This window comes from Streptomyces luomodiensis (genome assembly GCF_031679605.1).
Classification (GTDB): Bacteria; Actinomycetota; Actinomycetes; order Streptomycetales; family Streptomycetaceae; genus Streptomyces; species Streptomyces luomodiensis.
This window is the reverse complement of record NZ_CP117522.1, coordinates 1,625,328-1,650,761: the sequence shown is the minus strand read 5'-3', so window position 1 is coordinate 1,650,761 and position 25,434 is coordinate 1,625,328. Positions and strand designations below refer to the sequence as shown.

Below are 25,434 nucleotides of genomic sequence, written 5' to 3'. Positions count from 1 at the left end.
CGCCGTCAGAAGGAGGACCGGACCGCCATGTCCCCTACACCCAACGGCTTCTGGGCCCAGGCCGCGCTCGAGCCCGACCGCACCGTGCTCATCGCCCCGGACGGCGCCCAGTGGACCGCCGGGCGGCTGCACAGCGCGTGCAACCGGCTCGTCGGCGGGCTGCGCGCCGCCGGGTTGCGCCGCGGCGACGCCCTGGCGGTCGTCCTGCCCAACGGGGTGGAGTTCTTCGTCGCCGCGCTCGCCGCCACCCAGGCCGGGCTCTACCTGGTGCCGGTCAACCACCACTTGGTCGGCCCCGAGATCGCCTGGATCGTCTCCGACTCCGGCGCCAAGGCGCTGATCGCCCACGAGCGCTACGGCGGGCCGGCGGCCGCGGCCGCCGACGAGGCGGGGCTGCCCGCGACCCACCGCTACGCGGTCGGCGCGATCGACGGCTTCCGCCCGTACGCCGAGCTCCTGGAGGGGCAGTCCGGGGAGCCGCCCGCCGAGCGCGAGCTGGGCTGGGTGATGAACTACACCTCCGGCACCACGGGCCGTCCGCGCGGTATCCGCCGCCCGCTGACCGGGCGGCTCCCCGAGGACAGCCACCTCGGCGGCTTCCTGCGCTTCTTCGGCATCAAGCCGCGCGCCGAAGAGCCCGACCACGTCCATCTGGTGTGCTCACCGCTCTACCACACCGCCGTCCTCCAGTTCGCGAGCTCGTCGCTGCACATCGGCCACCCCCTGGTGGTCATGGACAAGTGGACGCCGCGCGAGATGCTCCGCCTCATCGACACCCACCGCTGTACGCACACCCATATGGTGCCGACCCAGTTCCACCGGCTGCTCGCCCTCCCCGACGAGGTCAAGCGGTCCTATGACGTCTCGTCGATGCGCCACGCCATCCACGGGGCAGCGCCCTGCCCCGACCACGTCAAACGCGCGATGATCGACTGGTGGGGCGGCTGTGTCGAGGAGTACTACGCGGCCAGTGAGGGCGGCGGCACCTTCGCCACCGCCGAGGAGTGGCTGAAGAAGCCGGGGACCGTCGGCCGCCCCTGGCCCATCAGCGAGATCGCCGTCTTCGACGACGAGGGCACCCGGCTCCCGGCCGGTGAACTGGGCACGGTCTACCTGAAGATGAGTACCGGGGGCTTCGCCTACCACAAGGACAAGGGCAAGACCGAGAAGAACCGCATCGGTGACTTCTTCACCGTCGGCGACCTCGGCCTGCTGGACGAGGACGGCTATCTCTACCTCCGCGACCGCAAGATCGACCTGATCATCTCGGGCGGGGTCAACATCTACCCCGCCGAGATCGAGGCCGCGCTGCTCACCCATCCGGCCGTCGCCGACGCCGCCGCCTTCGGGGTGCCCCACGAGGACTGGGGCGAGCAGGTCGTGGCGGTCGTGGAGCCCGCCGAGGGACATGCGCCGGGGCCCGACCTGGCCGCCGGGATCCTCGGCCACTGCGCCACCCGATTGGCGGGGTACAAATGTCCCAAGTCGGTGGATTTCATTGCGGAGATGCCACGGGATCCCAACGGCAAGCTCTACAAGCGGCGGCTGCGTGAGTCATACGGAGGAGGTACGGAAGGCGCAGGTCACGCCCGTCCTTGAGCGTGGGGTTGTCAACTTTGTGTCGGCCGCGCTATATAAAAAGACATAGGGCATCGCACGCAGCGATACGAAAAGGAGTGATCTGTGATGCTCATGCGCACCGACGCGTTCCGGGAACTCGACCGGCTCTCCCAGCAGCTTCTGGGCACCGCCGCACGGCCGGCCGCGATGCCGATGGACGCCTACCGCGCCGGGGACGAGTTCGTCGTCCACTTCGATCTCCCGGGCATCGACCCCGACACCATCGACCTCGACGTCGAGCGCAATGTGCTGACCGTCCGCGCCGAGCGCCGCTCCCCGGCCCCCGAAGGCGCCGAACTGATCGCCTCGGAGCGCCCCTCCGGCCTCCACACCCGTCAGCTCATCCTGGGGGACACCCTCGACACCGAGCGGATCGACGCCACCTACGACGCGGGCGTCCTCACCCTCCGGCTGCCGATCTCGGAGAAGGCCAGGCCGCGCAAGATCAAGATCAGCGACGGGACGGGCTCCCCCCGCCAGTTGACCGCCTGACGCAGCTCCCACCCCGTCACGAGTTCACGAGAAAGGCGCTACCACAGCCATGTTCCAGCAGCGTCGCCCGGGGCGGCCAGAACCCGGTATGACGTACGACGAGCTGATCGAGGCGGTGCGGTACGAGGGTCTCTACCCCACCCGGGAGCGGGCCGAGGAGGTGACCCGTACCGTGCTGGCCGCCCTGGGGCGTCAGCTCACCGGCGATGAGCGGGTCGCCCTCGCCGGGGCGCTGCCCAGGAGGGCGGCGCGGGTGCTCGCCGCCGAGATCCCCGCCTCCGAGCGGCTGACCGGCTGGGGGTTCGTCAAGGACATCGCCGCGCACATCCCCGGATCCACCAGGGCGACCGCCCGCTGGGATGCCGGATCGGTCCTGGGTGTCATCGGCCGGCTGGCAGGCCCCGAGCTGCGGCGCCGCGTCCTGGACCACCTTCCCGAGGGGTACGCCCTGCTGTTCGGCCAGGCCGAGCTCGCCCGGCCGCCACAGCCAGCCTGATCCCGGCCATCGCGCCACGGGGCCGGTCCCGCGCGTCAAGCGGGACCGGCCCCGTGGCGTCGAGCGGGACCGGCCCCGTGGCGTCGAGCCGGGGCGGCGGCCTATCGTGCCAGGGCCCGTCGCGCGCCCGGGACCGCCCGGACGATGCCCCGGGCCGCCGTACCGCCGCCGTACCGCCGAGAGAGGAACGCCCGCTCATGCGACCGCATCTGTCCGCGCGTCATGCGCTGATCGCCGCGCTGGCCACCGCCGTGCTGGCCACGGGAGCCACGGCCGCCACCGCCGCTCCGGCCGGCCCCGCTCCCGCGCACGCCTCCCTGCGGCCGCTGGTCGACCTGGCCGCGGAGCGGGTGCTGGTGGCCGATGAGGTCGCCGCCGCGAAGTGGGGCACGGACAGCCCGATCGACGACCCGGCGCGGGAGCGGGAGGTGCTGGACGCGGTGGCGCGGCAGGCCGAGGAGCTGGGCGCCGACCCGGAGGCGACGGCGAGGATCTTCCGCGACCAGATCGAGGCCAGCAAGGTCGTCCAGCGCGGTCTCTACCGCCGCTGGGACGCCGACCCCTCCCAGGCGCCCACCGAACGCCCCGACCTCGGGCGGATCCGGCTGGAGATCAACCGGATCAACGGCGAACTCGTGCGCGCCATCGCGGACTCGGCGGCCGTGCGCGAGACCCCCTCCTGCGCGGGACGGCTCACCGCCGGGGCCGCCGCCGTGATCCACGGGCGGCACCTGGACGCGCTGCACACCGTGGCGCTGGGCCGCTCGCTGCCGTCGGTGTGCGAGCGCGCGGAGCCCTAGGCCCTGTCCGGCACATCCCGCCGGCACATCTCGCCGTGCTCGGGACGCCTGGCACCGCGCGCCCGGCTACCGCTGGGAGGCGCCCCCGCATCAGCCGCTGGTGTGACCGCCGGGCGGGGCCCGAGGCGGCGGGTCACACCGCGGGACGCTCGTTGAGGATGCGCTGGAAGATCAGATGTTCCCGCCAGGCGCCGGCGATGTACAGATAGTCGGGCGCCCTGCCGATCCAAGTGAACCCGCTGCCGAGCAGGACGCGCTGGGAGGCCACGTTATCCGTCAGCGTGCCCGCCGCCACCCGGTGCAGTCCGAGGTGTTCATCGGCCGCCCGGCAGGCGGACCGGGCCGCTCGGGTGGCCAGCCCGCGCCCGAGGTGCCCGGCGTCGATCCAGTAGCCCAGATTCGCGTTGCGCCACGGGCCGAGGACGATCTGCGACAGCGTGACCGTCCCCAGGATCCGCCCGTCCCCGGCCAGCACCCAGGGCACCAGCCGGCCGGCCTCCCACTGCGCCAGCTCATCCCGCAGCCGGGCGTCCTGGCCCTCGGCGGTGAAGAAGCTCTCGTCGCGGTGCGGGCTGGTGGGCGCCAGATGCTCACGGTTACGGACGTACGCGTCCGCGAGCGCCTCGGCGTCGGTCTGGACGGCGGGCCGCATGACGATGCCGTCGGCCAGGGTCACCGGAGGAATGATCATCCGGTCAGCTTAGTCTGCCCGGTCTTCCGGACGGCTCAGCCGGCCGACCGCGGCCCCGGGTCCGCCTCCTGCGCCACCGCGCGCGCCCAGCGGTAGTCGGCCTTGCCGCTGGGGGAGCGCCGGACGTGGTCGGTGAAGACGACCGTACGGGGGATCTTGTAGCCCGCGAGCCGCTCCCGGCAGTGCTCGCGGACCGCGTCGGCGGTGAGCCCGGACGCGTCCGCCCGGGGCTGGACGACGGCCGCGACACGATGGCCCCAGCGGGTGTCCGGGACGCCCGCCACCAGTGCGTCGTACACCTCCGGATGGGCCTTCAGGGCCTGTTCCACCTCTTCCGGATAGACCTTCTCGCCACCGGTGTTGATGCACTGCGAACCGCGCCCGAGGACGGTGATCACACCGTCCTCGTCGACGGTCGCCATGTCGCCGAGCAGCACCCAGCGCTCCCCGTCCGCCTCGAAGAACGTCTCGGCGGATTTCCTCGGATCGTTGTAGTAGCCCAGTGGCACATGGCCGCGCTGGGCGATCCGGCCCGGCTCACCGGGCGCCGCGGGGGCGCGGGTCGCCGGGTCCACCACCGTCGTACGGGCGTTGACCCGCAGCCGGAAGCCCTTCTCGGGGCCGGAGTCGGCGGTGGCCGTGCCGTTGAACCCGGACTCCGAGGAGCCGAAGTTGTTGAGCAGCAGGGTGTGCGGGGCGAGTTCGGCGAACTGGGCGCGTACGGTCTCCGACAGGATCGCGCCCGAGCTGCTGACGCTGAGCAGCGAGGAGAGGTCGGTGCCCTTGAGGGGGCCGGTCAGGGCGTCCACCAGGGGCCGCAGCATCGCGTCGCCGACCAGCGACACGGCGGTGACCTCCTCCCTCTCGACCGTCCTCAGCACCTCCTCGGGCACGAACTTCCGGTGCAGGACCACCTTCTGGCCGAAGTTGAACGCGATGAAGGCCGTCAGGGTGGAGGTGCCGTGCATCAGCGGCGGGGTGGGGAAGAAGACCAGCCCCTCGCCGCCCGCCGCCACCCGCTCGGCCAGCTCTTCCGGGCGCCCGACGGGCACACCGGTCGGCGCGCCGCCGCCCAGCCCGGCGAAGAAGAGGTCCTCCTGCCGCCACAGCACGCCCTTGGGCATCCCGGTGGTGCCGCCGGTGTAGATGATGAACCGGTCGTCGGCGGATCGCGCCGGGAAGCCGCGCTCGGGCGGCCCGGACGCCTCGGCCTCGGTGAACGCCACCGCCCCAGGGGGACCGTCGCCGGTGCCGACCCGCACCAGATGGCGCAAGGAGCCGGCGCGCGGCAGCGCGGCCGCCACCCGCTCGCCGAACTCGGCGTCGTAGACCAGGGCGGCCAGGTCCGCGTCGCGGTAGAGGTAGACCAGCTCGTCTTCCACATAGCGGTAGTTGACGTTCACCGGCACGGCCCGGATCTTCAGACAGGCCAGGGCCGTCTGGAGGTACTCGACGCCGTTGCACAGATGCAGCCCGACATGCTCGCCCGGGGCGACCCCGCTGTCCCGCAGATGGTGTGCGAGCCGGTTGGCGGCCGCGTCGAGCTGGGCGTAGGTCAGCCGCCGCTCGGCCCCGGTCCCGGGGTGGTCGAGGTACACCAGCGCCTCTCTGCCGGGCACCGTGTCGACGATCGACTCGAACAGGTCGGCAAGGTTGTACTCCACGGCTCCTCCTGATCCCTCGATCCGGCGGGCTCGGCGCTCATTAGAGCCGCGCGCGGATGAGGTGGGAAGGCCCACGGCCAGAAAATCTGACTGCCCATCAGGTTTCTCTTGAAGTCGGCCCACGGCTGCTGCAACCTGTTCTCGTCGAGACGGGAGGATGCCGTGACGAGCGGGACCGAACACCTCATCGCCGAGCGCGTCGGCGCGACCTTGGTGCTCACCCTGAACCGGCCCGAGGCCAGGAACGCGCTCTCGCTGCCGATGCTGGTCGGGCTGTACGACGGCTGGACCGAGGCCGACGAGGACGACGCCGTACGGTCGGTGGTGCTCACCGGCGCCGGCGGCGCCTTCTGCGCCGGAATGGACCTCAAGGCGCTCGCGGGCGGCGGCCGGCTGGACGGACAGCATCTCCGCGCCCGCCTCGAAGCCGACCCCGATCTGCACTGGAAGGCGATGCTGCGCCACCACCGGCCGCGCAAACCGGTGATCGCCGCCGTCGAGGGCCCCTGTGTCGCGGGCGGCACCGAGATCCTTCAGGGCACCGACATCCGGGTCGCGGGCCGCGGCGCCACCTTCGGGCTCTTCGAGGTCCGGCGCGGGCTGTTCCCCATCGGCGGCTCCACCGTGCGGCTGGCCCGCCAGCTGCCCCGCACCCACGCCCTGGAGATGCTGCTGACGGGGCGTCCCTATCCGGCGGAGGAGGCGGCGCGGATCGGGCTGATCGGCCATGTCGTCCCGGACGGCACGGCGCTGGAGAAGGCCCTGGAGATCGCCGAGCTGATCAACGCCAACGGGCCGCTCGCCGTCGAGGCGGTCAAGGCGTCCGTCTACGAGACCGCCGAGATGACCGAGGCCGACGGCCTGACGTCGGAACTGAGCCGCGGCTGGCCGATCTTCGACACCGCCGACGCGAAAGAGGGCTCGAAAGCCTTCGCGGAGAAACGGCCGCCGGTCTACCGCCGGGCCTGATCCCCGCACCTCCGCGTCCCCGCACTCCCAGGGCGCCGCACCCCCAGGTCCCCGCCCCACCCCGCCGGCCGCGCGGAAGGAGACCCACCCCATGACACCGGCCCCCTCGCCCGAGGTGCTCCAGGCGCCTTTGGTCGTCGAGTTCCCGTTCACCCGCTCCCTCGGCCCGGTCCAGAGCGCCTTCCTCACCGGACTGCGGAACCGCACCGTGCTCGGCGTGCGCACCACCGACGGCCGGGTGCTGGTGCCGCCCGTCGAATACGACCCGGTCACCGCCGACGAGCTGGCCGACCTCGTCGAGGTCGCCCCCACCGGCACCGTCACCACCTGGGCCTGGAACCCCGCGCCGCGCCGCGGCCAGCCCCTGCGCACCCCCTTCGCCTGGGTGCTGGTGCGGCTGGACGGCGCGGACACCGCGCTCCTCCACGCCCTCGACGCCCCCGGTCCCGACGCGGTGCGCACCGGTATGCGGGTACGGATCCGCTGGGCCGGCGAGCGCGTGGGCGCCATCACCGACATCGCCTGCTTCGAGCCGTACGACGGCGCGGGGGCCGGTGAAGCCGTGCCGCACAGCGGCGAGTTCGCCGACCCCGTCAGCGGCATCGTGGCCCCCGCCCGCCTCGACTACACCTACGCACCCGGCCGCGCCCAGTCGCGCTATCTGAAGGCCCTCGCCGGCCGCACCACCTACGGGGAGCGCTGCCCGTCCTGCCGCAAGGTGTACGTCCCGCCCAGGGGCGCCTGCCCCACCTGCGGTGTCGCCACCGACGAGCAGGTGGAGGTGGGTCCGCGCGGCACGGTCACCACCTTCTGCATCGTGAACATCAAGGCCCGCAACCTCGACATCGAAGTGCCGTACGTCTACGCCCACATCGCCCTGGACGGCGCCGACCTGGCCCTCCACGGACGCATCGGCGGCATCCCCTACGACCAGGTGCGCATGGGGCTGCGCGTGGAGCCCGTATGGAGCGCGGACGGGCGCTACCCCGACCACTACCGCCCCACCGGCGAACCCGACGCCGACTACGACACCTACAAGGAGCTGTTGTAGATGCGCCAGGTTGCCATCGTCGCCTTCGGCCAGAGCGACCACCGGCCCGACAGCGCGGAGACCTCCGAGGTGGAGATGTTGATGCCGGTCCTGCACCAGGTGCTGGACACCGTCGGCCTGCGGGCCGGTGAGATCGACTTCACCTGCTCCGGCTCCTCCGACTACCTGGCGGGCCGCGCCTTCTCCTTCACCATGGCCCTCGACGGCGTCGGCGCCTGGCCGCCCATCTCGGAGTCCCATGTAGAGATGGACGGCGCCTGGGCGCTGTACGAGGCGTGGACCCGGCTGCTGACGGGCGAGGCGGACACCGCGCTCGTCTACGCCTACGGCAAGTCCTCACCCGGCGATCTGCGGGAGGTCCTGACCCGCCAGCTCGACCCGTACTACATGGCGCCCCTGTGGCCCGACTCGGTCTCCCTGGCCGCCCTCCAGGCCCAGGCGCTCATCGACGCGGCGGACACCGGCGCCGACGAGCGGGCGCTGGCCGGGGTCGCGGCGCGCAGCCGGACCGCGGCCGAGACCAACCCGCATGCCCAGCTGACCGGCTCACCGCCGCCCGAGGCGCTCCTGGACGAGCCCTATCTGGTGCGGCCGCTGCGCCGCCACGACTGCCCGCCCATCGGCGACGGCGCGGCCGCCGTCGTCCTCGCGGCCGGGGACACCGCGCGCCGGCTCTGCCCCCGCCCCGCCTGGATCCGCGGCATGGACCACCGGACGGAGGCGCACAGCCTCGGCGTCCGGGACCTCACCCGCTCCCCGTCCACCCGGCTCGCCGCCGAGCGCGCGGGCGCCTTCCAGGCCCCCGTCGACCTGGCCGAACTGCATGCGCCGTTCACCTCCCAGGAGCTGATCCTCCGCCGTGAACTGCGGCTGGCGGACGCGGTGCGCGTCAACCCGTCCGGCGGGGCGCTGGCCGCCAACCCCATGATGGCCGCCGGGCTGATCCGCCTCGGCGAGGCGGCCGCCGCCATCCACCGCGGCGCCGCCGGCCGCGCCCTCGCCCATGCCACCTCGGGCCCCTGTCTCCAGCAGAACCTGGTGGCCGTCCTGGAAGGGGATGTCCTGTGACGAAGGAGCCGGTGGCCGTCGTCGGGATCGGCCAGACCAAGCACACCGCCGCCCGCCGCGACGTCTCCATCGCCGGGCTGGTCCGGGAGGCCGCCGTACGGGCCCTCACCGACGCCGGGCTGGGCTGGGCGGACATCGACGCCGTCGTCATCGGCAAGGCCCCCGACTTCTTCGAGGGCGTCATGATGCCCGAGCTCTACCTCGCCGACGCGCTCGGCGCGGTCGGCAAGCCGATGCTGCGCGTGCACACCGCGGGCTCGGTCGGCGGCTCCACCGCGCTGGTCGCCGCCGGCCTCGTCGCCGCCCGCGTCCACCGGACCGTCCTCACCCTCGCCTTCGAGAAGCAGTCGGAGTCGAACGCCATGTGGGGCCTGTCCCTGCCCATCCCCTTCCAGCAGCCGCTGCTGGCCGGGGCGGGCGGCTTCTTCGCCCCGCACGTACGGGCGTACCTGCGGCGCACCGGCGCGCCGCCCGGAATCGGCGCCCTCGTGGCGTACAAGGACCGTCGCAACGCCCTGCGCAACCCCTACGCGCACCTCCACGAACACGATCTGACGCTGGACAAGGTGCGGTCGTCCCCGATGCTGTGGGATCCCATCCGCTACTCGGAGACCTGCCCCTCCTCGGACGGCGCCTGCGCCATGGTGCTCACCGACCGCGCCGGCGCGGACCGCGCCCCCTATCCGCCCGCCTGGATGCACGGCGGCGCGATGCGCAGCGAGCCGACCCTCTTCGCGGGCAAGGACTTCGTCTCGCCGCGGGCCGGCCGGGACTGCGCGGCCGATGTCTACCGCCAGGCCGGGATCACCGATCCGCGCCGGGAGATCGACGCGGTGGAGATGTACGTGCCCTTCAGCTGGTACGAACCCATGTGGCTGGAGAACCTCGGTTTCGCGGACGAGGGAGAGGGCTGGAAGCTCACCGAGTCCGGGATCACCGAGATCGACGGCGAGCTCCCGGTCAACCCCTCCGGCGGGGTGCTGTCCACCAACCCCATCGGGGCCTCCGGCATGCTGCGGTTCGCCGAGGCCGCGCTCCAGGTGCGCGGTCGGGCGGGCGAGCACCAGGTCGACGGCGTCCGTAAGGCGCTCGGCCACGCCTATGGCGGAGGCTCGCAGTTCTTCTCGATGTGGGTGGTCGCGGACACGCCGCCGACCGGTTGAGGCCCGGTGCTCCGTACTCCTTTCGTGGCCTGTCCGGCACCGGCCACGAAAGCTTAAGGTGGGGCCGGGACGACGATCAGGGAGGATGAGCCGACGTGGCCGACACCACCACCACCACACAGCCACTGACAGGGACCGGCGAGCAGCCCGAACTCGACCTCTCCCAAGCCCAGTGGCAGTCGAGCAGCCAGGGCGTGGGCGATGTGGAGATCGCCTTCGTCGAGGGCTTCATCGCGATGCGCCACGGCCGTCGTCCCGAAGGCCCGGCGCTGATCTTCACCCCGGCCGAGTGGCGCGCCTTCGTCCTGGGCGCGCGCGACGGCGAGTTCGACCTCACCTGAACCCGGGCCGCCGATCAGGGGCGGGCGGATCCGGCCACACCGGACGGCCCGCCCCCTGGATCGGCCCCGTGACCGGCGGCACATTCCCGCCGATCTCGTATGGCCGAAAGACCCGCCGTCAGCGCGCTCGGCTCGCGCGCCGGCCACCGCGGGTGCCTACCGGTGACGCGCGCCGCCGGTGGGTGACGGCAGCGAGGCGCCCCGCCCGGCGCGGATCAGCTCCTCCGCGCCGGCCAGCTGCGCCCAGGGCCGCTGCCGGCCGTCGCTGACCGCCTCGGTGCCCCGCTCGTCGTACCGGGCCGTACGCAGCGACCAGCCCAGATTGCCGGTCATCACATGCCGCATCCCGTCCACATAGCGCGCCACGGCAGCGTGCGTGTCCGGGTCCGCCCCCGCCTCGGCGAGCAGCGCCGGCAGCCTCGCCGCGGTCTCCTCGAACCAGCGGTAGCGCGCGTTGGCGAGATCGGCGATATGGCGTACCGCGTCCTCCAGGTCACCACCCGTGCGCTGCCACTGGACGATGACGCTGTTGTGGACGTCGCCGACGGCCAACTCCTTGTCCAGGGAGGCGATGTCATTGGTGAAGACCACCACATCGTCCGTGGCCTCCCGCATGCGGGCCAGCGGAAAGCCGCCGTGCAGCGCGGGCGGCAGGGTGTACCCGCCGAACGGCTCGTTCAGATCGAGACACGGCTGTACCCCGATCGAATGGCGGCGCAGCGCGAGCACGGCCTCCACCGAGCGCGGGGCGCCCCCGCCGCCGGGTCCGGGCAGGTCGCCGGTCCGCTCCAGGGCCTCGCGGTGGTAGGAGTGCAGATACTCCAGCCAGTGGTGGCGGAAGCGGTCCCGCCACACCGGCGGCCGGCCGGAGTTGATCCGGCGCCACAGGTCGCGGAAGCTCTCCAGGAGCGGCCCTTCGCCGCCCCGCGCCGCGCCGTGTGCCTCGTCCTCCTCGGTGATCCGTATGACGTCCGCCACCAGCCGCGCCACCGCCTCCGGACGGTGGCCCAGCTCCCCGTCGAACTGATCGTCGAAGACGAAGTACCAGCCCACGAGGTCATTGCCTAAATTCAGCTCGGCGCCGCTCGCCCGGGGGTAGAACAGCCCCGTCAGCACGTCGAAGCGGAGCGCGTCGTACTCCGCGGCGGACGCGCGGTCCTGGAAGACGCCGTACCGTGAAAGCCATCGGATGGTGTGCTGCCTGGCCGCCTCGGTGTCGGGACTGAGGTCGGCGGAGGCCGGGAAGTCGAACAGCGCCGCCCGGCGCAGCAGTGCCCTTTGCCGGGCATGTGGTCGCGAAGTCTGTGTGTGCATGAGTCGTGTCGGCCCCCTTCGTCGTCCGGGTGGCCCGAGTGCCGCGTATACCGGAGGCATACGCGGCAGCCGGCCGACCCGATGAATCCGGTCATCCTCGCGTGCGAACCATGTCATCGATAGAGGGCACAGTGAAGTGGCGTGTGCCACTGGCAATGACAGGCGGAAATCCCTCCATCGAGAGCTACGCAGCGTGCCATCCGCGCTACCCTCGGCGGCACCTGCCGGAGGGGAAGAACGTGGCGGAGTACATGAGCCAACAGAACCGGACGCGCCGGACACTGCTGGAGAGGGAGCGCGAACTGAGCGCCGTGGACGGCGCGTTGACCGAACTGTGCGGCACGGACCCCGGGAATCGGACCGAGATCCGCGGCGGTGGCGTGATCGCCTTCGAGGGGCCCGGCGGCGTGGGCAAGACCGCGCTGCTCGGCGAGGCGCGCCGGCGGGCCGCCGCCCGCGGCTGCACCGTGCTCCGGGCCCGCGGCGGTGAGCACGAACAGGGCGCGGCCTTCCACGTGGTGCGTCAGCTCTTCCAGCCGGTGCTCGCGGCGACCGGCGAGGACGAGCACCGCCGCATCCTCGGCGCCTGGTACGACATCGTCGCGCCCGCGGTCGGCCTGGTGGTCTCGGGCAGCGGCGGCGCACCCGATCCGCAGGGCGTCCGCGACGGCCTCGACTGGCTGGTGACCCGCTTCGCCATGGAACACGCCCCGGTCGTCATGATCCTCGACGACGTCCACTGGGCCGACCCCGAATCGCTGGACTGGCTCACCCGGTTCGCCTCCCGCACCGCGGACCTGCCCCTGCTGCTGGCCGTCGGCTACCGCCCGGAGGACCTGACCGCCGACGTCGCCGCGATACGCCGCCTGGTCGAACGCCAGGGATCACGGCCGCATGTGCTGGCGCCGCTCACCCCGAGCGGAGTCGGCAGCATCGTCCGGGAGATCCTGGGCGAAGACGCCGACGACGCGTTCTGCCGCGAGTGCTGGGCGATCACCGGCGGCAACCCCTGGGAGGTCACCGAGCTCACCGCCAAGATCCGCGACCGGGAGCTGAAACCGCAGTCGGAGAACCTGCCCGCACTGCGCCAACTGGTCTCCTCGGCCAAGGACAGCGGGCTCAACGACCGGCTGACCCGCCTCGGCACCGCCGCCGTCCGCCTCGCCTGGGCCGTCGCCGTCCTCGGCATCGAGGCCACCCCGGCGCTCACCGCCAATGTCGCCGGGCTCAGCGAGACCGAGGCCGCCGATGTGGTGGCGCGGCTCGTCGAGGCGCGGATCCTGGCCCCGCCGCGCCCCGGAAACGGCACCCGGCCCCTCGAATACCTCCACCCGCTCATCGCCACCGCCGTCTACCAGGCCATCCCCGGCGCCCTGCGGGTGGCCATGCACGGCCAGGCCGCCACCGTGGTGCTCGCCGCGGGCCTGGGCTCCGCGGCCGCAGGCCGGCATCTGCTGGAGATGCACCCCGAGGGCGACCCCTGGGTGGTGCGCCATCTGCGAGCGGCCGCCCAGGAGTATCTGCGCGCCGGAGCCCCCGACGCCGGGCGCCGCTGTCTCGCCCGCGCCCTGCGCGAACCACCCGCCCCGGAAGAGCGCGCCGCCGTGCTGTACGAGCTGGGCTGCGCCGCACAGCTCACCGAGCCCGAGGTCACCGTCAACCATCTGCGGGCCGCGCTCGAGGAGCCCGAGCTCGGCCCCGAACTGCGCGAGGCGATCACCTACCGGCTCGCCCAGGCGTACGGCCACAGCGGCCGTATGGAGGAGGCCGCCCAGGTCTTCGCCGTCGAGGCCGGGCGCGCCACCAGCGCCCGCACCCGGCTGCGGATGCAGGCCGAGCAGCTGATGTGGAACATGTTCCGGGCCGACGAGAAGGAGTCACCCGCCCGCTCCCGGCGGCTGGCCCGGCTCGCGGACCACCTCACCGGCCGTGGCATGGCCGAGCGCTATCTGCTGGGACTGCGCGCCTTCGACGCGATGACGCGCGGAGAACCGGCCGCCACCGCACTGCACTACGCGGAGGAGGCCCTCGGCGACGGCCTCAGCTGGACCGACGACGACTGGGGCTTCGAGGTGCCCATCCTGGTCGCCCTGGTCTTCCTCCACTGCGACCAGCCCGGACGGGCCGAGGAGCTGTTCAACAGGGGCATCGCCGAATGCGAGCGCAAGGGCTGGCGCGGCTCCCACCTGGCGTTCGGCTTCACCCTCCTCGGCTACGCCCGGCTCCGCCGCGGCGCGCTCGGCGAGGCGGAGGAGCTGGCCCGCGAGGGGATGCGGATCGCCGATCTGGTGGGCTCCTCGACCCCCGCGCACTGGACCGCGGTCGGTACCCTCATCGAAACCCTGATCTGCCGGGGCCGGGTCCAGCAGGCGCAGGAGTTCGCGGCCGGGCACGCCGGTGAGACCCTGCCGCAGGCCACGCTCTGCCCCGATGTGCCGGCGGTCCGCGGTGAGCTGCTGCTGGCCGCCAATCTGCACCGCGAGGCCCGGCACCGGCTCACCGAGGCCGGCCGCCGCATGGACGGGCGCGGTATGCGCAACCCCGCCTGGTGTCCCTGGCAGCTCCACCTCGCCCAGGCCCTCGCGCTGACCGATCCCCGGCAGGCCGCCGAGGTCGCCGACGATGCGGTGCGCCGCGCCCGTCAGTTCGGCACCCACTCCGCGATCGGCAAGGCGCTGCACACCGCGGCCACCGTCACCCAGGGGCCGGACCGGATCAAGCTGCTGGCCGAGGCCGTCAGCCATCTGATGCGGTCACCGTCCGCCTACGACCTGGCCGTGGCGCTGGTCGACCACGGCGCCGCGCTGCGCCGTATCGGCCTGCCCCAGGAGGCCGGCGACCGGCTCTACCGCGGTCTGGAGGGAGCGGTGCAGTGCGGCGCCGACGCGCTCGCGGTCCGGGCCCGCGACGAGCTGTCCGCGGCCGGGCTGCGCCCGATGCAGCTGCGGGTCGATCACACCAGCCCGCTGACGGCGCAGGAACAGGCCGTCGCCGAGCGGGCCGCGGAGGGCTGGGCGGACGCCCGGATCGCCGAGGCGACGGGGCTGGCGGAGCGCGAGGTGGCCCGGCTGCTGTCCGATGTCTACCGTAAGGTCGGCACCGACCGGGCCGGGCTGGCGAAGCTGCTGATCACCCCCACCGCCGGTCTGCCCCGGCGCCCCGGGTCCGACCCCGGCTGAGAGGTGCGGCCCGGCACGGCAACCGGCGCGCGGCCACGTACCATGTCCGCATGTCCTTCCTCCGCCGCCGCAGCGCCGCCACGCCCACCGGGCCGGACTTCGATGTCCTCGCCATGGACCCGGGAGACTGGCCCGGCGATCTCGGGGCGGGGCTGCTGCCCGCTCCGGACGGCACCTGCCAGGGCGTCTTCCTGCGCTACGACCTGTTCGGCGGACGCGGACCGGCGATGATCATCGGTAATCTGCCGGAGGGGTCCCCGGCCCGGGAGGTGGCCGAGGGCCAGCCGCCGTTCGAGGTGACACAGCTGCTGGCGGCGCTCGGGAACGACGAACCGGTCCATGTGGTGGACACCGAGGACAGCCCGGTCATGCACGAGGACAACCTCCTCATCGTCCGCCGGATCAAGCTCTCCGAGGGCCGGATCTCCTGCTCCCAGTTCGACCGCAGCGACGGTGTGCTCGTCACCATCGCCAGCTGGGACCGGCCGATCACCGACGATCTGTACCGGCTGCTCAAGCCGCTGCCCGCGGAGATGTTCCAGCAGCGCTGAGCGGCGACGGCCCGTCAGGGTCACGTCCCGGATGGCCGGACCGTCACATCCGCGGCCCGGACGAACGCCACCCGGTGCCCGAACTGGATCTGGTAGTACACGTCCTGGCCGCGCACCACCTTGTGACCGGCCTGGTCGAAGGTGATCGCCCACAGATACTCGCCCCGCGTCCGCAGCCCCAGGGGATAGGACTGCCCGGACAGAAGCTTGTACGGCAGCGGCGAGACCGACTGCACCGGCACCCCCTCCGGATACGCCTCCTTCTCCGGGTAGGCGCGGCCGTACACCGGAACCTCCGCCACCCCGTCCTTGGGCGTCACCACCAGCCCCTTGGCGCTCACCGCCGTGGGCCGCCGCTCGGGGTTGTGGAACCAGGCCCGCCGGCCGAGGTACCAGATCGCCGTCCAGTCGCCCTCGCGCCCCGCGAGGGCGAACTGCTGGCCGGTGCTGGCGCGGGCGCCGGTGTCGTTGACCCCGGTGGTCGAGTCGGTGCCGTCGGGGCGCAGCCCGATGTCCTTGACCAGCGGGGCGTCCGCGCTCGGCGCGGTGTGCAGCCGCACCGCGGCCGAGCCGTGCGGGGCACACGGCTCGCCCGCCGTCTCGCAGCCGGTGTAGACGGGCTGGTGGGTGTCGTAGTCGGGGCGGATGGTGACCAGACCGCCCGAGGCGCCCGCGGTGCGCCGGAACGGCGCGCCGAGCAGGGTGAAGTAGTGCGCCCAGTCCCAGTAGGGGCCGGGGTCGGTGTGCATGCCCTTGATGGTGGAGGTGGTGGTGCCGGGCACATTGTCATGGCCCAGGATGTGCTGGCGGTCCAGCGGAATGTCGAACCGCTGGGCGAGATAGCGCACCAGCCGCGCCGAGGAGCGGTACATCGCCTCCGTGTACCAGGCGTCCGGGGCGGTCAGGAAGCCCTCGTGCTCCAGACCGATGGACTTGGCGTTGACGTACCAGTTGCCCGCGTGCCAGGCGACGTCCTTGAGCGGCACGTGCTGGGCGATATGCCCGTCGGAGGAGCGGAGGGTGTACTGCCAGGACACATAGGTGGGGTCCTGGACCAGCTTGACGGTGGTGTCCCAGGAGCCCTCGGTGTCATGGATGACGATGTAGTCGATGGACTGCGAGGCGGGCCGGTCGCCCAGGTCGTGATTGCCGTAGTCGTCGTCCCCGAGCTCCTGGTAGGGCGCCGGCATCCACTCACAGGACACGTTCTCGGGGGCCTCGACACGCGGGTCCCGCGCACGGGACGGCAGACCGAGCGCCCGCAGCTGCCGGGTGTCCGGTGTGACACCGGGCACCGCGTCGAGGGCGACCCGCTCCCCGTCCCCGGTCGTCCGCGCGGCACCGCCGCGGATCACCTCGTACACCTCGTCCGCGAAGACGGCCGCGGCCCTGGCGTCATCGGCGCCGCAGTAGGCCGCCACCGCCGCGTACCAGTCGGCGGGGTCCTCGCTCGGCGGCAGCCCCAGCCGCTTCTGCGTGGCGGCCAGCAGGGCCGCGCCACCGCGCACATTGGCGCTCGCGTCGCCGCGCAGCGCCTCCGCGGACAGCCCGGTGAGCTGCGCGGCCCGGCCGAGGGTGCGCAGCCGGGCGGGCAGCTGCCGGGGCTCGGCGACGGTGGCCTCGGGGACCTTCAGGGGCCGGGCGAGGTCGCCCCGCGCGTCCTCGGTGCCCTGGCTGTGGTGCGGGGCGGTGAGCAGGGCGGTGTGGGCGTCGGTGAGATGCATGGGGCCGTAGCCACCGGTGACGCTGGGCGCGCCGCGGTGGCCGTCCCAGCGCGACTGAAGATACGAGACGCCCAGGAGCACGCTGAGCGGAACCGCGTACTCGGCGGCCGCGGCCGCGAAGGCCCGCTGGAGGGCGCCGTCGGCAGGAGTACCACCGGCAGGAGCGCTGTCGGCCCGCGGCTGGTCGGCATGGGCGGCGGGCGTCGCGGAGACCAGCGGCAGCAGAAGGGCGGCGGACGCCGCGGCTCCCGCCAGAGTGGCTCTCCGGCTGGGGCCGGACGCGCTTCCGTTCGCGTCGTGGGCGCTGTCCTGTGCGGATCCTGGCATGGCAGCCTCCTCAAGCGGGCCGGGCCGACCCGAGCCACTTAGAGATATGCGCTGCCAGGCGCCGCGTCAATCGCCGTCACCCAGACGGATGTTCGCATGTCAGCCCGCCTGCGGCGCGTCACTGGTCCAGACCGGTGACGCGCCCTCGGGCCGCCACGCGGCCTAGCGGGTGCCGACCGCGGCCCGCACCGCGCGCCGGGCCAGCGCGCAGTCGTCATGCAGCCGGCGCAGCAGCAGCCGCTGCTCCTCACCGGCCGGGACCGCGCCCGGCACCACGGGGGCGGGGTCCCGCATGGTGCGCTGCACCGCCATCTCGTACTGGCGGATCTCCCGCGTCAGCACCAGCATCAGATTCACCAGGAAGGAGTCCCGCGCGGCCGGGCCCGCGGCCTGTGCCAGCTGGCTGATCTGACGCCGGGTGACGGGGGCGTCGCCGAGCACCGTCCACAGCGTGGCCAGGTCATAGCCGGGCAGATACCAGCCCGCGTGGTCCCAGTCGAGGAGCACCGGGCCCGCGGGGGACAGCAGGACATTGCTCAACAGGGCGTCGCCATGGCAGAACTGCGCCGGGGCCTGCCGCCCCGAGCCGTGCGAGACACCGCGCAGCAGCTTCTGGAGATCGCCCATGTCCCGGTCGGTCAGCAGGCCCAGCTCGTGATAGCGGACCAGCCGGGCGGCGTAGTCGATGGGGGCGTCGAACACGTCGGCGGGCGGCCGCCATTGGTTGACACGGTGGATCGCGCCCAGCACCGCCCCCAGGTCGGCGCGCGGCGGGGGCTCGGTGGGATGGCGCTGCGCGGACGCGATCCGTCCGGGCATCCGCTCGATGACCAGCGCGCAGTTGTCCGGGTCGGCGGCGATCAGGCGGGGCACCCGCACCGGCGGGCGCTGACGGACGAACGCCCGGTACATCGCTATCTCCCGGCGGAACCGCTCGGCCCACGCGGAGGAGTGGTCCAGCAGGCACTTGGCCACCGCGGTGCCGCGCCCGGCGGTGCCGACCAGGAGCACGGACCGTCCGCTGCGCCGCAGCACCTGCACCGGGTTGAACTCCGGGCAGATGCGGTGGACCGAGGTGATCGCGGTGCGCAGCTGCGCACCCTGTGGACCGGACAAGTCGAGTCTCCCGCGAGGCGGCACGGGGCCGATGGCGGCGGTCCGCCGGGCCCGGCCGCCGGGGGCGGGATCGAGGTACGGCCCAGTGCCGGGCAGCTGCCGCCGGTACGGCCGGGGCGGGGCGGACACGGAGGACGACGCTGCGTACATGGGCGAGACAGATCCCTTCGTGTGCCGACGAGTTGCGTACGCACCCGGCCCCGGGGACGGGACCGCACCCTGGGGAATGCGGCCGGTACAGCTCGAGCCGTCACCGGGCCGGGTAACGCGCTCCTACACCACACCCACGCGCGGGTGGCACACCATCTGGCGCACCCTGGCGAACCCTGGCGAATAGTCGCACGGCCCGTGACGGGACCGTTACTGTCAAGTCAGCCGAGGAACCTGGGGGCTTGACGTGACGAGGGAACCCAACACCCGTCTTGCGGACCTGTTCGGCCTCGCCGGATGGTCCAAGGGGGAACTCGCGAGGCTCGTGAACCGGAAGGCGGCGGCCATGGGCCATCCGCAGCTGGCGACCGACACCTCGCGGGTGCGGCGTTGGATCGACACCGGCGAGACGCCGCGCGATCCCGTGCCCAAGGTGCTGGCGGTCCTGTTCACCGAGCGCCTCGGTCGAGTCGTGACCATCGAGGATCTCGGGTTCGGACGAGGGGGACGCGCCGGAAAGGGGCAGTCCGCCGACGGGCTGTTCTGGCCGCCCGAGTCCACGGCCGAGGTCCTCACCGAATTCACGGGAATGGACCTTATGTTCAACCGACGCGGCTTGGTGGGTGCGGGCGCCGCGCTCGCCGCAGGATCCGCCATCACCGGTGCCATGAGCGACTGGCTGCTCTCCGACCCCACCCTCGCCACCGACGCGCCCCGTACCGACGACCCCCTGTCCGCCGAGCCCGTGGGCTTCGACCGCTACGAGGCCGCCCCGGTGGGCTCCCAGGAGATCGATGCGCTGGAGACATCGGTCGAAGTCTTCCGCGCCTGGGACGCGGCCCGCGGCGGCGGGCTCCAGCGCAAGGCCGTGGTCGGCCAGCTCAACGAGGTGGGCGGCATGCTCGCCTACCGCCACCCCGAGCGTCTCCAGCGCAGACTGTGGGGGGTGGCGGCCAATCTGGCGGTGCTCGCGGGGTGGATGTCCCATGACGTCGGCCTGGAGCCGACCGCCCAGAAGTACTTCGTCATCGCGGCACACGCGGCCCGTGAGGGCGGCGACCGGCCACGGGCGAGCGAGGCGCTCTCCCGGGCCGCCCGGCAGATGGTGCACCTGGGCCGCCCGGACGACGCCCTGGAGCTGATGAAGCTGGCCACCTCCGGTGCGGGCGAGGAGGCGCTGCCGCGCACCCGGGCCATGTTCCGCACCATCGAGGCGTGGGCGCGGGCGTCGATGGGCCAGGGCCAGGCGGTGCGCCGCGCCCTGGGCGAGGCGGAGGAGCTGTTCGCCGCCGACAGCGGTGACGAGCCGGCGCCGAGCTGGATGCAGCTGTTCAACGAGGCGGATCTGCACGGGATGCAGGGGCTGGTCTACCGCACCCTGGCCGAGCACGAGCCGGGGGTCGCGGCCATCGCCCAGAGCCATGCCAAGCAGGCGCTGCGGATGCGGGAGGGCGGGCGCCAGCGGTCCCAGATCTTCGACCACATCTCCATCGCCTCGGCCTGTTTCATCGGCGGCGATCCGGAGCAGGCCGACCACCACGCCCGGCAGGCCCTGCTGACGATCGACCAGAACTCCTCGCACCGCACCTGGGACCGGCTGCGCGAGATGTACCGGCTCACCGAGCGGTACGCCACGTCATCGGCCATCCGGGAGCTGCGTGAGGAGATCCAGCAGACGATGCCGAAGGGGGCGGGGAAGGGGGGCGCGGGGCTGAAAGGTGCCGGTTCCATCGCCACGAGCGCGGCCATCTAGGCCCCGGCAGGCGGAGGTCCGTCGGGAAGGCCCGCCGGACCGGGCCCGGCGGCCCGGCCACGCCTCACGAGGACGCGACGACACGTTACGAGCACTCGACGGCCGCGGTCCGCCCCTATGCGGGCGAGCCGGTTCCGGTGACCCTGGCGACCAGCACACAGGCGTCGTTCCCCCGCGGCTCGTCGCCGAACGCCTCGGCCACGGTCCGTACGCACTCCTGGGTGCCACGGGCGGCGGTCAGCCGTGGCGCGAGCGCGAGCAGCCGCTCGGTGACGCCCTCGGCGTCCCTGGCCAGCCGGCCGGTGTGCAGCACCAGCAGATCGCCCGGCTCCAGCCGCTCCTCGGCCTGGGTGTACGCGGCGCCCGTCGTGGCGCCGAGCAGCACGCCGCCGGGCGAGCGCAGCGGGCGCCCCGTCCCGTCGCGGAAGAGCAGCGGGGCGGGGTGTCCGGCCTGCGCCCACACCAGGGTGCGGGTGCGCGGGTCGTACTGTCCGCAGACGGCGCCGACCAGCGCGGGCTGGGAGGAGACGGCGAGCAGCTGATTGAGCCGCCCCATCAGCGGGCCCGGTTCGATCCCGGCCACCGCCATGCCGCGCACCGCGCCCAGCAGCATCGCCATACCGCAGGTCGCGCTCACCCCATGGCCGGTGAGGCCGCCGACGCTCAGCAGGGTCCGCCCGTCCGGCAGCTCGAGCGCGTCGTACCAGTCGCCGCCGATCTGGGCGCTGGACTCGGAGGGGAGGTAGTGGGCGGCGAGGTCGAGGGCGGCGCCGTCGGCCGCCGGGCCGGTGCCCGGGAAGCCGGCACCGGCCGGCAGCCGGAGCGACCCCCGCCAGGGCGGCAGCACGGCCTCCTGCACCTCCACCGCCAGCCGGCGCTCGGTCCGCGCGATCCGCTGCTGGTGCCGCAGCGTGTCCCGGCTCTCGCGCACCGCGCGCTCGCTGCGGCGCAGCTCGCTCACGTCCCGGAGCACGGCCCACATGGAGGCGGTGCTGCCGTCGGCGGCGAGCACCGGCTCACCCGCCATATGGATGGTGCGCACCACCTCGTCCGCGCGCACGACGCGGAATTCCCCGTCGATCGGCTTTCCGTCCACGAGGCAGTCGGTGACCATCGCGGTCAGGATCGGCTGGTCCTCGGCGAAGACCCAGGAGGGCAGCTCGTCGAGGGTGAGCCCGCCGTCCCCGGGGTCGCGGCCGAAGATCCGGCAGAGCTCGTCGGACCAGGTCACCTCGTCGGTGAGCAGGTTCCACTCGGCGCTGCCGACCCGGCTCAGCAGCGAACCGGGGGCGGCGGCCGCGCTCCCGGCCGGGGCCCCGGCCGCGTTCTCCGCCGTCGCGTCGGCTCCGGTCCCCGGGTCCGCCTCCGGGTGATCGGCGGGCAGTCCCTCGCGCAGCTCGCCCAGATGCCGGCCCAGATCGTCCAGCTGGTGGACGGCCAGCTCGCACAGCGCGCGCTGCCAGCGCAGCTGCGCGCCGTCCGCACCGCCCGGGTCGGCCACGGTGTCGCGGCGGACGGCGTCGAGCCCCCCGCGGAGCCGCCGCGTCTGGGAGATCAGGGCGTCCACCGTGTCACGCTGGGGAGGCTGAACGGCGGGATGGTCCGCGGAGCGGGGGGACGGCATGACGTTCTCCGATACGGGCGCGGCGCGGCCGGGTCTTGAGGGAGGGACCGGTGACGACTCTTGCACAGGCTGCGACATCCCGTAAGCGGTTTGGCAATACCCGATCCGGTGGTGCTTATGGCATATGCCGATGGCCTTCCGGGGGTGGATTGGCCGGGAGTCGGCGGAAGGCGAGATTCCGGGTAGGCTGCGGCGCTCGGGAATCCCTCAGTCCCACGCCGTTCATCGGACATACGGCGCCAGGACATCGGCAAGAATGCCGATCGACGGAAATCCCGTTGCCAGCGAACCTCCCGCACCGGATGCTGACCTCATGTTCGATCCAGACATAGCGCCCAGCGGCACCCTGCTCGGCCTCCTCCAGCGAGGCCGCGGCGACGGGACCCTGCACGCCCTCGCCGCGCCGCGGGCCGAGGCGCTCGCGGCACTGCACCACTGTGTGCTGCGCGACCCCCGCCGCGACTGGCAGGTCGAGAATCGTTCGCTCTATTACGCCAGGCTCTGTCTGGACCTCGACGCCGGACTCGACGAAATCGAACAGCATCTGTTCCACCCCGACGACCTGATCAACGACGACGAGGAGCGCACCGGGCTCGCCCTCTCCGTCCTCGGCCACCTGGCCGCCTACGGCCGGGCCGACGCCCTGCGGCTGCTGCGCCGCTACGCCGCGGCCGGCAGCAACTGGGAATGGGCCCTGGACGAGCTGGCCCTGCGCGACGACGACACCGGGCTGCGCGGCCTCGCCCCCGCCGTCCTCGCCCACTTCCCCGAGACCCCCGACGGCGACGCCGCACTGGCCGCCGTCGTACGCGGCGCCTATGAGCCCCGCCCCTGGCGGCTGTGGGCCGACGATCCGCACCACGGGCCGCGGGTGCGCGCGGCGGCGGAACAGGGCGCCTTCGACCGCTGGCAGCGGCAGCTGCGGCCCTCGGGGCCGCGGCCCGGTTGGAGCGTCCGCGACATCCTGCTGTGGGCCCAGCGGGAGCACGATCTGAAGCCGGCCGCCCGCCGCCCCGACGCGGCCGCCCGCTGTCTGGCCGCCGTCGCCGGACCCGAGGACCGGCCCGAGCTCCTCACCGCCGCCGCCTCCGCCCCCGGCGCCGCCCGCGCCGCGGCGCTGCGGCACCTCGCCGAGACCGGCGACCCGGAGGTGCTCGACCTGATCGAGGCGGCCGTGACCGAGCCGGACGCCTCGGAGCTGGTCTCCCAGACGGCCCTCTCCGCCTTCGAACGCATGCGCAGTATCTCCGCCCTCGACCGGGCCCGCCTCTGGGCCCACCGCCCCGACGCCCTCGGCGACGCGGCGGCCGCGATGCTCGCCTGCCGCGGCGGACAGTACGACACCCCGCTCGTGCTCGCCGCCCTCCGCCGCACGGTCCGGGCCGAGGGTCCGGACGCCCAGACCCTGTGGACGCTCGTCGACGGCGCCGGGCGCCTGACCATCTCCTGCGCCGCGCCCGTACTGCGCCACATCTACCGGGAGACGGCCTCCTCCCACCTCCGCGGCCGCGCCGCCCGCGCGCTGGCCGCCACCGATCCGTCCTTCGCGGCGGGCTTCGCGGTCGAATGCCTCTGGGACTGCGAGGAGAGCACCCGCGAACTCGCCGCTCGGCACGCCGCCACCGCCGACGCCCGCGTCGTCGAACAACTCCGCCGGCTGGCCGCCGACCCGGCCGAGGAGGCCGAGGTCCAAACGGCGGTCCGCAGCCGCATCGGCCCCGAGGCCCCGGGCTTCTGACCCGGCCGGCCGCCCCCTCCGCGGAGTGAGGGGAACGTCACCGTACGTATCCCCGATTCGCCCGAACGGGACATTGCCGCGATCGCTGGTCAACGCAGGGTGACCGATCGCCGCTTCGGAGGGATTCATCCGGGTTCGATGGGGCCTCGTCGGCGCCCTGGGGCGGTATCCGGGGAGCGCGAGGGTCAACGCTCATGGGACGTTCCACGGCGCGAAACGTGCTCGATGCCGGGGCCACCCTTCGGACGCCGACAACACCGGTATGCGTGTCGCCATCGTGACTGAATCCTTCCCGCCCGACATCAACGGCGTTGCCCACTGCACCCTGCAGACCGCCGACCACCTGCACCGCCGGGGCCATCACCCCCTGGTCATCGCCCCGGCAGGCCCTCCCGGAGGCCCACCGCCCGCCACGGCCGGCGGGCCACCCGAGAGCCAAGGGGAGCTCGACCGGTCGCATCCGTACCCCGTCGTCCGCATCCCGTCCCTCCCGTTGCCCGGCTATCCCCAGGTCCGGGTCGCGCTGCCCAGCCGGCGGCTCGCGGCCGCGATCACCTCCCACCACAGCGACGTCGTCCACCTCGCCAGCCCCTTCGTCCTGGGCGCGCGCGGGATGACGGCCGCGCTCCGGCTGCGCATACCGGCGGTGGCCGTCTACCAGACCGACCTGGGCGCTTACGCCCGTACGTACCTGGGCGCGGGCGAGAGCGCGGCCTGGCGGCGCATCCGCGCCGTGCACACCGCCGCCGACCGCACCCTCGCCCCCTCCACCGCCGCCGCCCGCGACCTCGACGAGCACGGCGTGCCGCGGGTCCGGCTGTGGCCGCGCGGGGTCGACACCGAGCGCTTCCACCCGTCGCGCCGCGACCCGGAGCTGCGCCGCTCCCTCGCCCCCGGCGGTGAGCTGATCGTCGGATACATCGGCCGCCTCGCCCCGGAGAAGAGCGTCGAACTGCTCGCGCCGCTGAGCGAGCTCCCCGGCATCCAGGTGGTCGTGGTCGGGGACGGACCGAGTGAACCCGCGCTGCGGTCGGCGATGCCCAGGGCCCGCTTCCTCGGCCGCCGGACCGGCGACGACCTGGCCCGCGTCTTCGCGTCGCTGGACGTCTTCGCCCACACCGGGCCGCAGGAGACCTTCTGCCAGACGGTGCAGGAGGCCCAGGCCAGCGGCGTCCCGGTGGTCGCCCCCGCGGCGGGCGGCCCGCTCGACCTCGTCGACCACGGACGCACCGGACTGCTGGTGCCGCCCGGGGACGCGACCGAGGTGAGCGACGCGGTATCGCTCCTCGCGGCCGACGCGAGACTGCGCGCGACGCTGGGACGGGCCGGCCGGGAAGCGGTCGAGGACCGCACCTGGGAGGCGATCGGCGACCAGCTGATCGACCACTACGGCGAGGTGCTGGCGGCCCGTACGGCGGTCGCGGCATGAGCGCCGCACGGGCGGCCGCCGGGCCGCGGTTGGTGACGATGCCCGCGGTTGTGCGCCGCGCGGGCGGAGGAGCGGGTGAATGGGGCACTGCATGAGCGCCGCACGGGCGGCCGCCGGGCCGCGGTTGGTGACGATGCCCGCGCTGCTGCGCCGTGCGGGCGGAGAAGCGAGTGA

The 25,434-nt window shown here is 73.4% G+C and carries 20 protein-coding genes; 14 read left to right on the top strand and 6 right to left on the bottom strand.

Annotated features, from left to right (window positions below):
• Positions 1 to 27: 27 nt before the first annotated feature.
• The 4 genes from PS467_RS06835 to PS467_RS06820 all read left to right on the top strand — a co-directional run bounded on the left by PS467_RS06835 (position 28) and on the right by PS467_RS06820 (position 3,408).
• The gene (locus tag PS467_RS06835; RefSeq protein ID WP_311034453.1) at positions 28 to 1,599 is read left to right on the top strand and encodes an acyl-CoA synthetase; all 1,572 of its coding nucleotides are present in this window, start codon (positions 28 to 30) and stop codon (positions 1,597 to 1,599) included.
• Between the two features lie 87 nt (positions 1,600 to 1,686).
• Positions 1,687 to 2,112, top strand: coding sequence for an Hsp20/alpha crystallin family protein (locus PS467_RS06830; protein WP_311034452.1), 426 nt, complete (start codon positions 1,687 to 1,689; stop codon positions 2,110 to 2,112).
• A gap of 49 nt (positions 2,113 to 2,161) precedes the next feature.
• A complete protein-coding gene (locus PS467_RS06825) occupies positions 2,162 to 2,608 on the top strand; it encodes a DUF2267 domain-containing protein (RefSeq protein ID WP_268970605.1) in 447 nt (148 codons plus the stop codon).
• 197 nt (positions 2,609 to 2,805) lie between these two features.
• Positions 2,806 to 3,408 carry a chorismate mutase gene (locus PS467_RS06820; RefSeq protein ID WP_311034451.1) on the top strand — a complete coding sequence of 201 codons (603 nt, stop codon included), beginning with the start codon at positions 2,806 to 2,808 and terminating at the stop codon, positions 3,406 to 3,408.
• A gap of 133 nt (positions 3,409 to 3,541) precedes the next feature.
• On the opposite strand, the gene PS467_RS06815 is transcribed toward PS467_RS06820, so the two are convergent.
• Together PS467_RS06815 and PS467_RS06810 are read right to left on the bottom strand one after the other, a co-directional pair.
• Complete coding sequence (locus PS467_RS06815) at positions 3,542 to 4,099, bottom strand: GNAT family N-acetyltransferase (RefSeq protein ID WP_268970603.1); 558 nt, start codon at positions 4,097 to 4,099, stop codon at positions 3,542 to 3,544.
• Between the two features lie 35 nt (positions 4,100 to 4,134).
• Positions 4,135 to 5,763 carry an acyl-CoA synthetase gene (locus PS467_RS06810; RefSeq protein ID WP_311034450.1) on the bottom strand — a complete coding sequence of 543 codons (1,629 nt, stop codon included), beginning with the start codon at positions 5,761 to 5,763 and terminating at the stop codon, positions 4,135 to 4,137.
• Between the two features lie 162 nt (positions 5,764 to 5,925).
• On the opposite strand from PS467_RS06810, the gene PS467_RS06805 reads away from it, so the two are divergent.
• The 5 genes from PS467_RS06805 (at position 5,926) to PS467_RS06785 (ending at position 10,355) form a co-directional block, all read left to right on the top strand.
• Positions 5,926 to 6,732, top strand: coding sequence for a crotonase/enoyl-CoA hydratase family protein (locus PS467_RS06805; RefSeq protein WP_268970601.1), 807 nt, complete (start codon positions 5,926 to 5,928; stop codon positions 6,730 to 6,732).
• Positions 6,733 to 6,823: 91 nt separating this feature from the next.
• On the top strand, positions 6,824 to 7,783 hold the full coding sequence (locus PS467_RS06800) for a Zn-ribbon domain-containing OB-fold protein (RefSeq protein ID WP_311034449.1): 960 nt from the start codon (positions 6,824 to 6,826) through the stop codon (positions 7,781 to 7,783).
• On the top strand, positions 7,784 to 8,851 hold the full coding sequence (locus tag PS467_RS06795) for a thiolase family protein (protein WP_311034448.1): 1,068 nt from the start codon (positions 7,784 to 7,786) through the stop codon (positions 8,849 to 8,851).
• Positions 8,848 to 10,014, top strand: a complete 1,167-nt coding sequence (locus PS467_RS06790; RefSeq protein ID WP_268970598.1) for a thiolase family protein — start codon at positions 8,848 to 8,850, stop codon at positions 10,012 to 10,014. The genes PS467_RS06795 and PS467_RS06790 overlap by 4 nt, the downstream gene beginning before the upstream one ends.
• 95 nt (positions 10,015 to 10,109) lie before the next feature.
• Positions 10,110 to 10,355, top strand: a complete 246-nt coding sequence (locus PS467_RS06785; RefSeq protein ID WP_311034447.1) for a DUF397 domain-containing protein — start codon at positions 10,110 to 10,112, stop codon at positions 10,353 to 10,355.
• Positions 10,356 to 10,511: 156 nt separating this feature from the next.
• Here PS467_RS06785 and PS467_RS06780 read toward each other — a convergent pair whose 3' ends face one another.
• Positions 10,512 to 11,669, bottom strand: a complete 1,158-nt coding sequence (locus PS467_RS06780; RefSeq protein WP_311034446.1) for an isoafricanol synthase — start codon at positions 11,667 to 11,669, stop codon at positions 10,512 to 10,514.
• A 251-nt stretch (positions 11,670 to 11,920) separates the two neighbouring features.
• Here PS467_RS06780 and PS467_RS06775 point away from each other — a divergent pair, with 251 nt between their 5' ends.
• Positions 11,921 to 14,848, top strand: a complete 2,928-nt coding sequence (locus tag PS467_RS06775) for an ATP-binding protein (protein WP_311034445.1) — start codon at positions 11,921 to 11,923, stop codon at positions 14,846 to 14,848.
• 50 nt (positions 14,849 to 14,898) lie between these two features.
• Entirely contained in the window at positions 14,899 to 15,399 is a 501-nt protein-coding gene (locus tag PS467_RS06770) for a hypothetical protein (protein WP_268970594.1), read from the top strand.
• Between the two features lie 20 nt (positions 15,400 to 15,419).
• Here the strand turns inward: PS467_RS06770 and PS467_RS06765 are convergent, their stop codons facing one another.
• Entirely contained in the window at positions 15,420 to 17,450 is a 2,031-nt protein-coding gene (locus PS467_RS06765) for an N-acetylmuramoyl-L-alanine amidase (protein WP_311034444.1), read from the bottom strand.
• A 162-nt stretch (positions 17,451 to 17,612) separates the two neighbouring features.
• Positions 17,613 to 18,716: an aminoglycoside phosphotransferase family protein gene (locus PS467_RS06760; protein ID WP_311034443.1), complete on the bottom strand. Its 1,104-nt coding sequence runs from the start codon at positions 18,714 to 18,716 to the stop codon at positions 17,613 to 17,615.
• 247 nt (positions 18,717 to 18,963) lie between these two features.
• Here PS467_RS06760 and PS467_RS06755 point away from each other — a divergent pair, with 247 nt between their 5' ends.
• On the top strand, positions 18,964 to 20,469 hold the full coding sequence (locus PS467_RS06755; RefSeq protein ID WP_311034442.1) for a DNA-binding protein NsdB: 1,506 nt from the start codon (positions 18,964 to 18,966) through the stop codon (positions 20,467 to 20,469).
• Between the two features lie 115 nt (positions 20,470 to 20,584).
• Here PS467_RS06755 and PS467_RS06750 read toward each other — a convergent pair whose 3' ends face one another.
• On the bottom strand, positions 20,585 to 22,093 hold the full coding sequence (locus PS467_RS06750; protein ID WP_311034441.1) for a PP2C family protein-serine/threonine phosphatase: 1,509 nt from the start codon (positions 22,091 to 22,093) through the stop codon (positions 20,585 to 20,587).
• A 313-nt stretch (positions 22,094 to 22,406) separates the two neighbouring features.
• On the opposite strand from PS467_RS06750, the gene PS467_RS06745 reads away from it, so the two are divergent.
• Entirely contained in the window at positions 22,407 to 23,831 is a 1,425-nt protein-coding gene (locus PS467_RS06745; RefSeq protein WP_311034440.1) for a HEAT repeat domain-containing protein, read from the top strand.
• A 262-nt stretch (positions 23,832 to 24,093) separates the two neighbouring features.
• Positions 24,094 to 25,260 carry a glycosyltransferase family 4 protein gene (locus PS467_RS06740; RefSeq protein ID WP_311034439.1) on the top strand — a complete coding sequence of 389 codons (1,167 nt, stop codon included), beginning with the start codon at positions 24,094 to 24,096 and terminating at the stop codon, positions 25,258 to 25,260.
• The last annotated feature ends 174 nt before the right edge of the window (positions 25,261 to 25,434 follow it).

What these genes read in the sequence shown, in the direction of transcription:
- PS467_RS06745 (WP_311034440.1), top strand. Translation starts at nt 22,407, where the DNA reads ATGTTCGATCCAGACATAGCGCCCAGCGGCACCCTGCTCGGCCTCCTC.
- PS467_RS06815 (WP_268970603.1), bottom strand. Translation starts at nt 4,099, where the DNA reads ATGATCATTCCTCCGGTGACCCTGGCCGACGGCATCGTCATGCGGCCC.
- PS467_RS06750 (WP_311034441.1), bottom strand. Translation starts at nt 22,093, where the DNA reads ATGCCGTCCCCCCGCTCCGCGGACCATCCCGCCGTTCAGCCTCCCCAG.
- PS467_RS06835 (WP_311034453.1), top strand. Translation starts at nt 28, where the DNA reads ATGTCCCCTACACCCAACGGCTTCTGGGCCCAGGCCGCGCTCGAGCCC.
- PS467_RS06825 (WP_268970605.1), top strand. Translation starts at nt 2,162, where the DNA reads ATGTTCCAGCAGCGTCGCCCGGGGCGGCCAGAACCCGGTATGACGTAC.
- PS467_RS06765 (WP_311034444.1), bottom strand. Translation starts at nt 17,450, where the DNA reads ATGCCAGGATCCGCACAGGACAGCGCCCACGACGCGAACGGAAGCGCG.
- PS467_RS06780 (WP_311034446.1), bottom strand. Translation starts at nt 11,669, where the DNA reads ATGCACACACAGACTTCGCGACCACATGCCCGGCAAAGGGCACTGCTG.
- PS467_RS06800 (WP_311034449.1), top strand. Translation starts at nt 6,824, where the DNA reads ATGACACCGGCCCCCTCGCCCGAGGTGCTCCAGGCGCCTTTGGTCGTC.
- PS467_RS06775 (WP_311034445.1), top strand. Translation starts at nt 11,921, where the DNA reads ATGAGCCAACAGAACCGGACGCGCCGGACACTGCTGGAGAGGGAGCGC.
- PS467_RS06770 (WP_268970594.1), top strand. Translation starts at nt 14,899, where the DNA reads ATGTCCTTCCTCCGCCGCCGCAGCGCCGCCACGCCCACCGGGCCGGAC.
- PS467_RS06820 (WP_311034451.1), top strand. Translation starts at nt 2,806, where the DNA reads ATGCGACCGCATCTGTCCGCGCGTCATGCGCTGATCGCCGCGCTGGCC.
- PS467_RS06795 (WP_311034448.1), top strand. Translation starts at nt 7,784, where the DNA reads ATGCGCCAGGTTGCCATCGTCGCCTTCGGCCAGAGCGACCACCGGCCC.
- PS467_RS06830 (WP_311034452.1), top strand. Translation starts at nt 1,687, where the DNA reads ATGCTCATGCGCACCGACGCGTTCCGGGAACTCGACCGGCTCTCCCAG.
- PS467_RS06740 (WP_311034439.1), top strand. Translation starts at nt 24,094, where the DNA reads ATGCGTGTCGCCATCGTGACTGAATCCTTCCCGCCCGACATCAACGGC.
- PS467_RS06760 (WP_311034443.1), bottom strand. Translation starts at nt 18,716, where the DNA reads ATGTACGCAGCGTCGTCCTCCGTGTCCGCCCCGCCCCGGCCGTACCGG.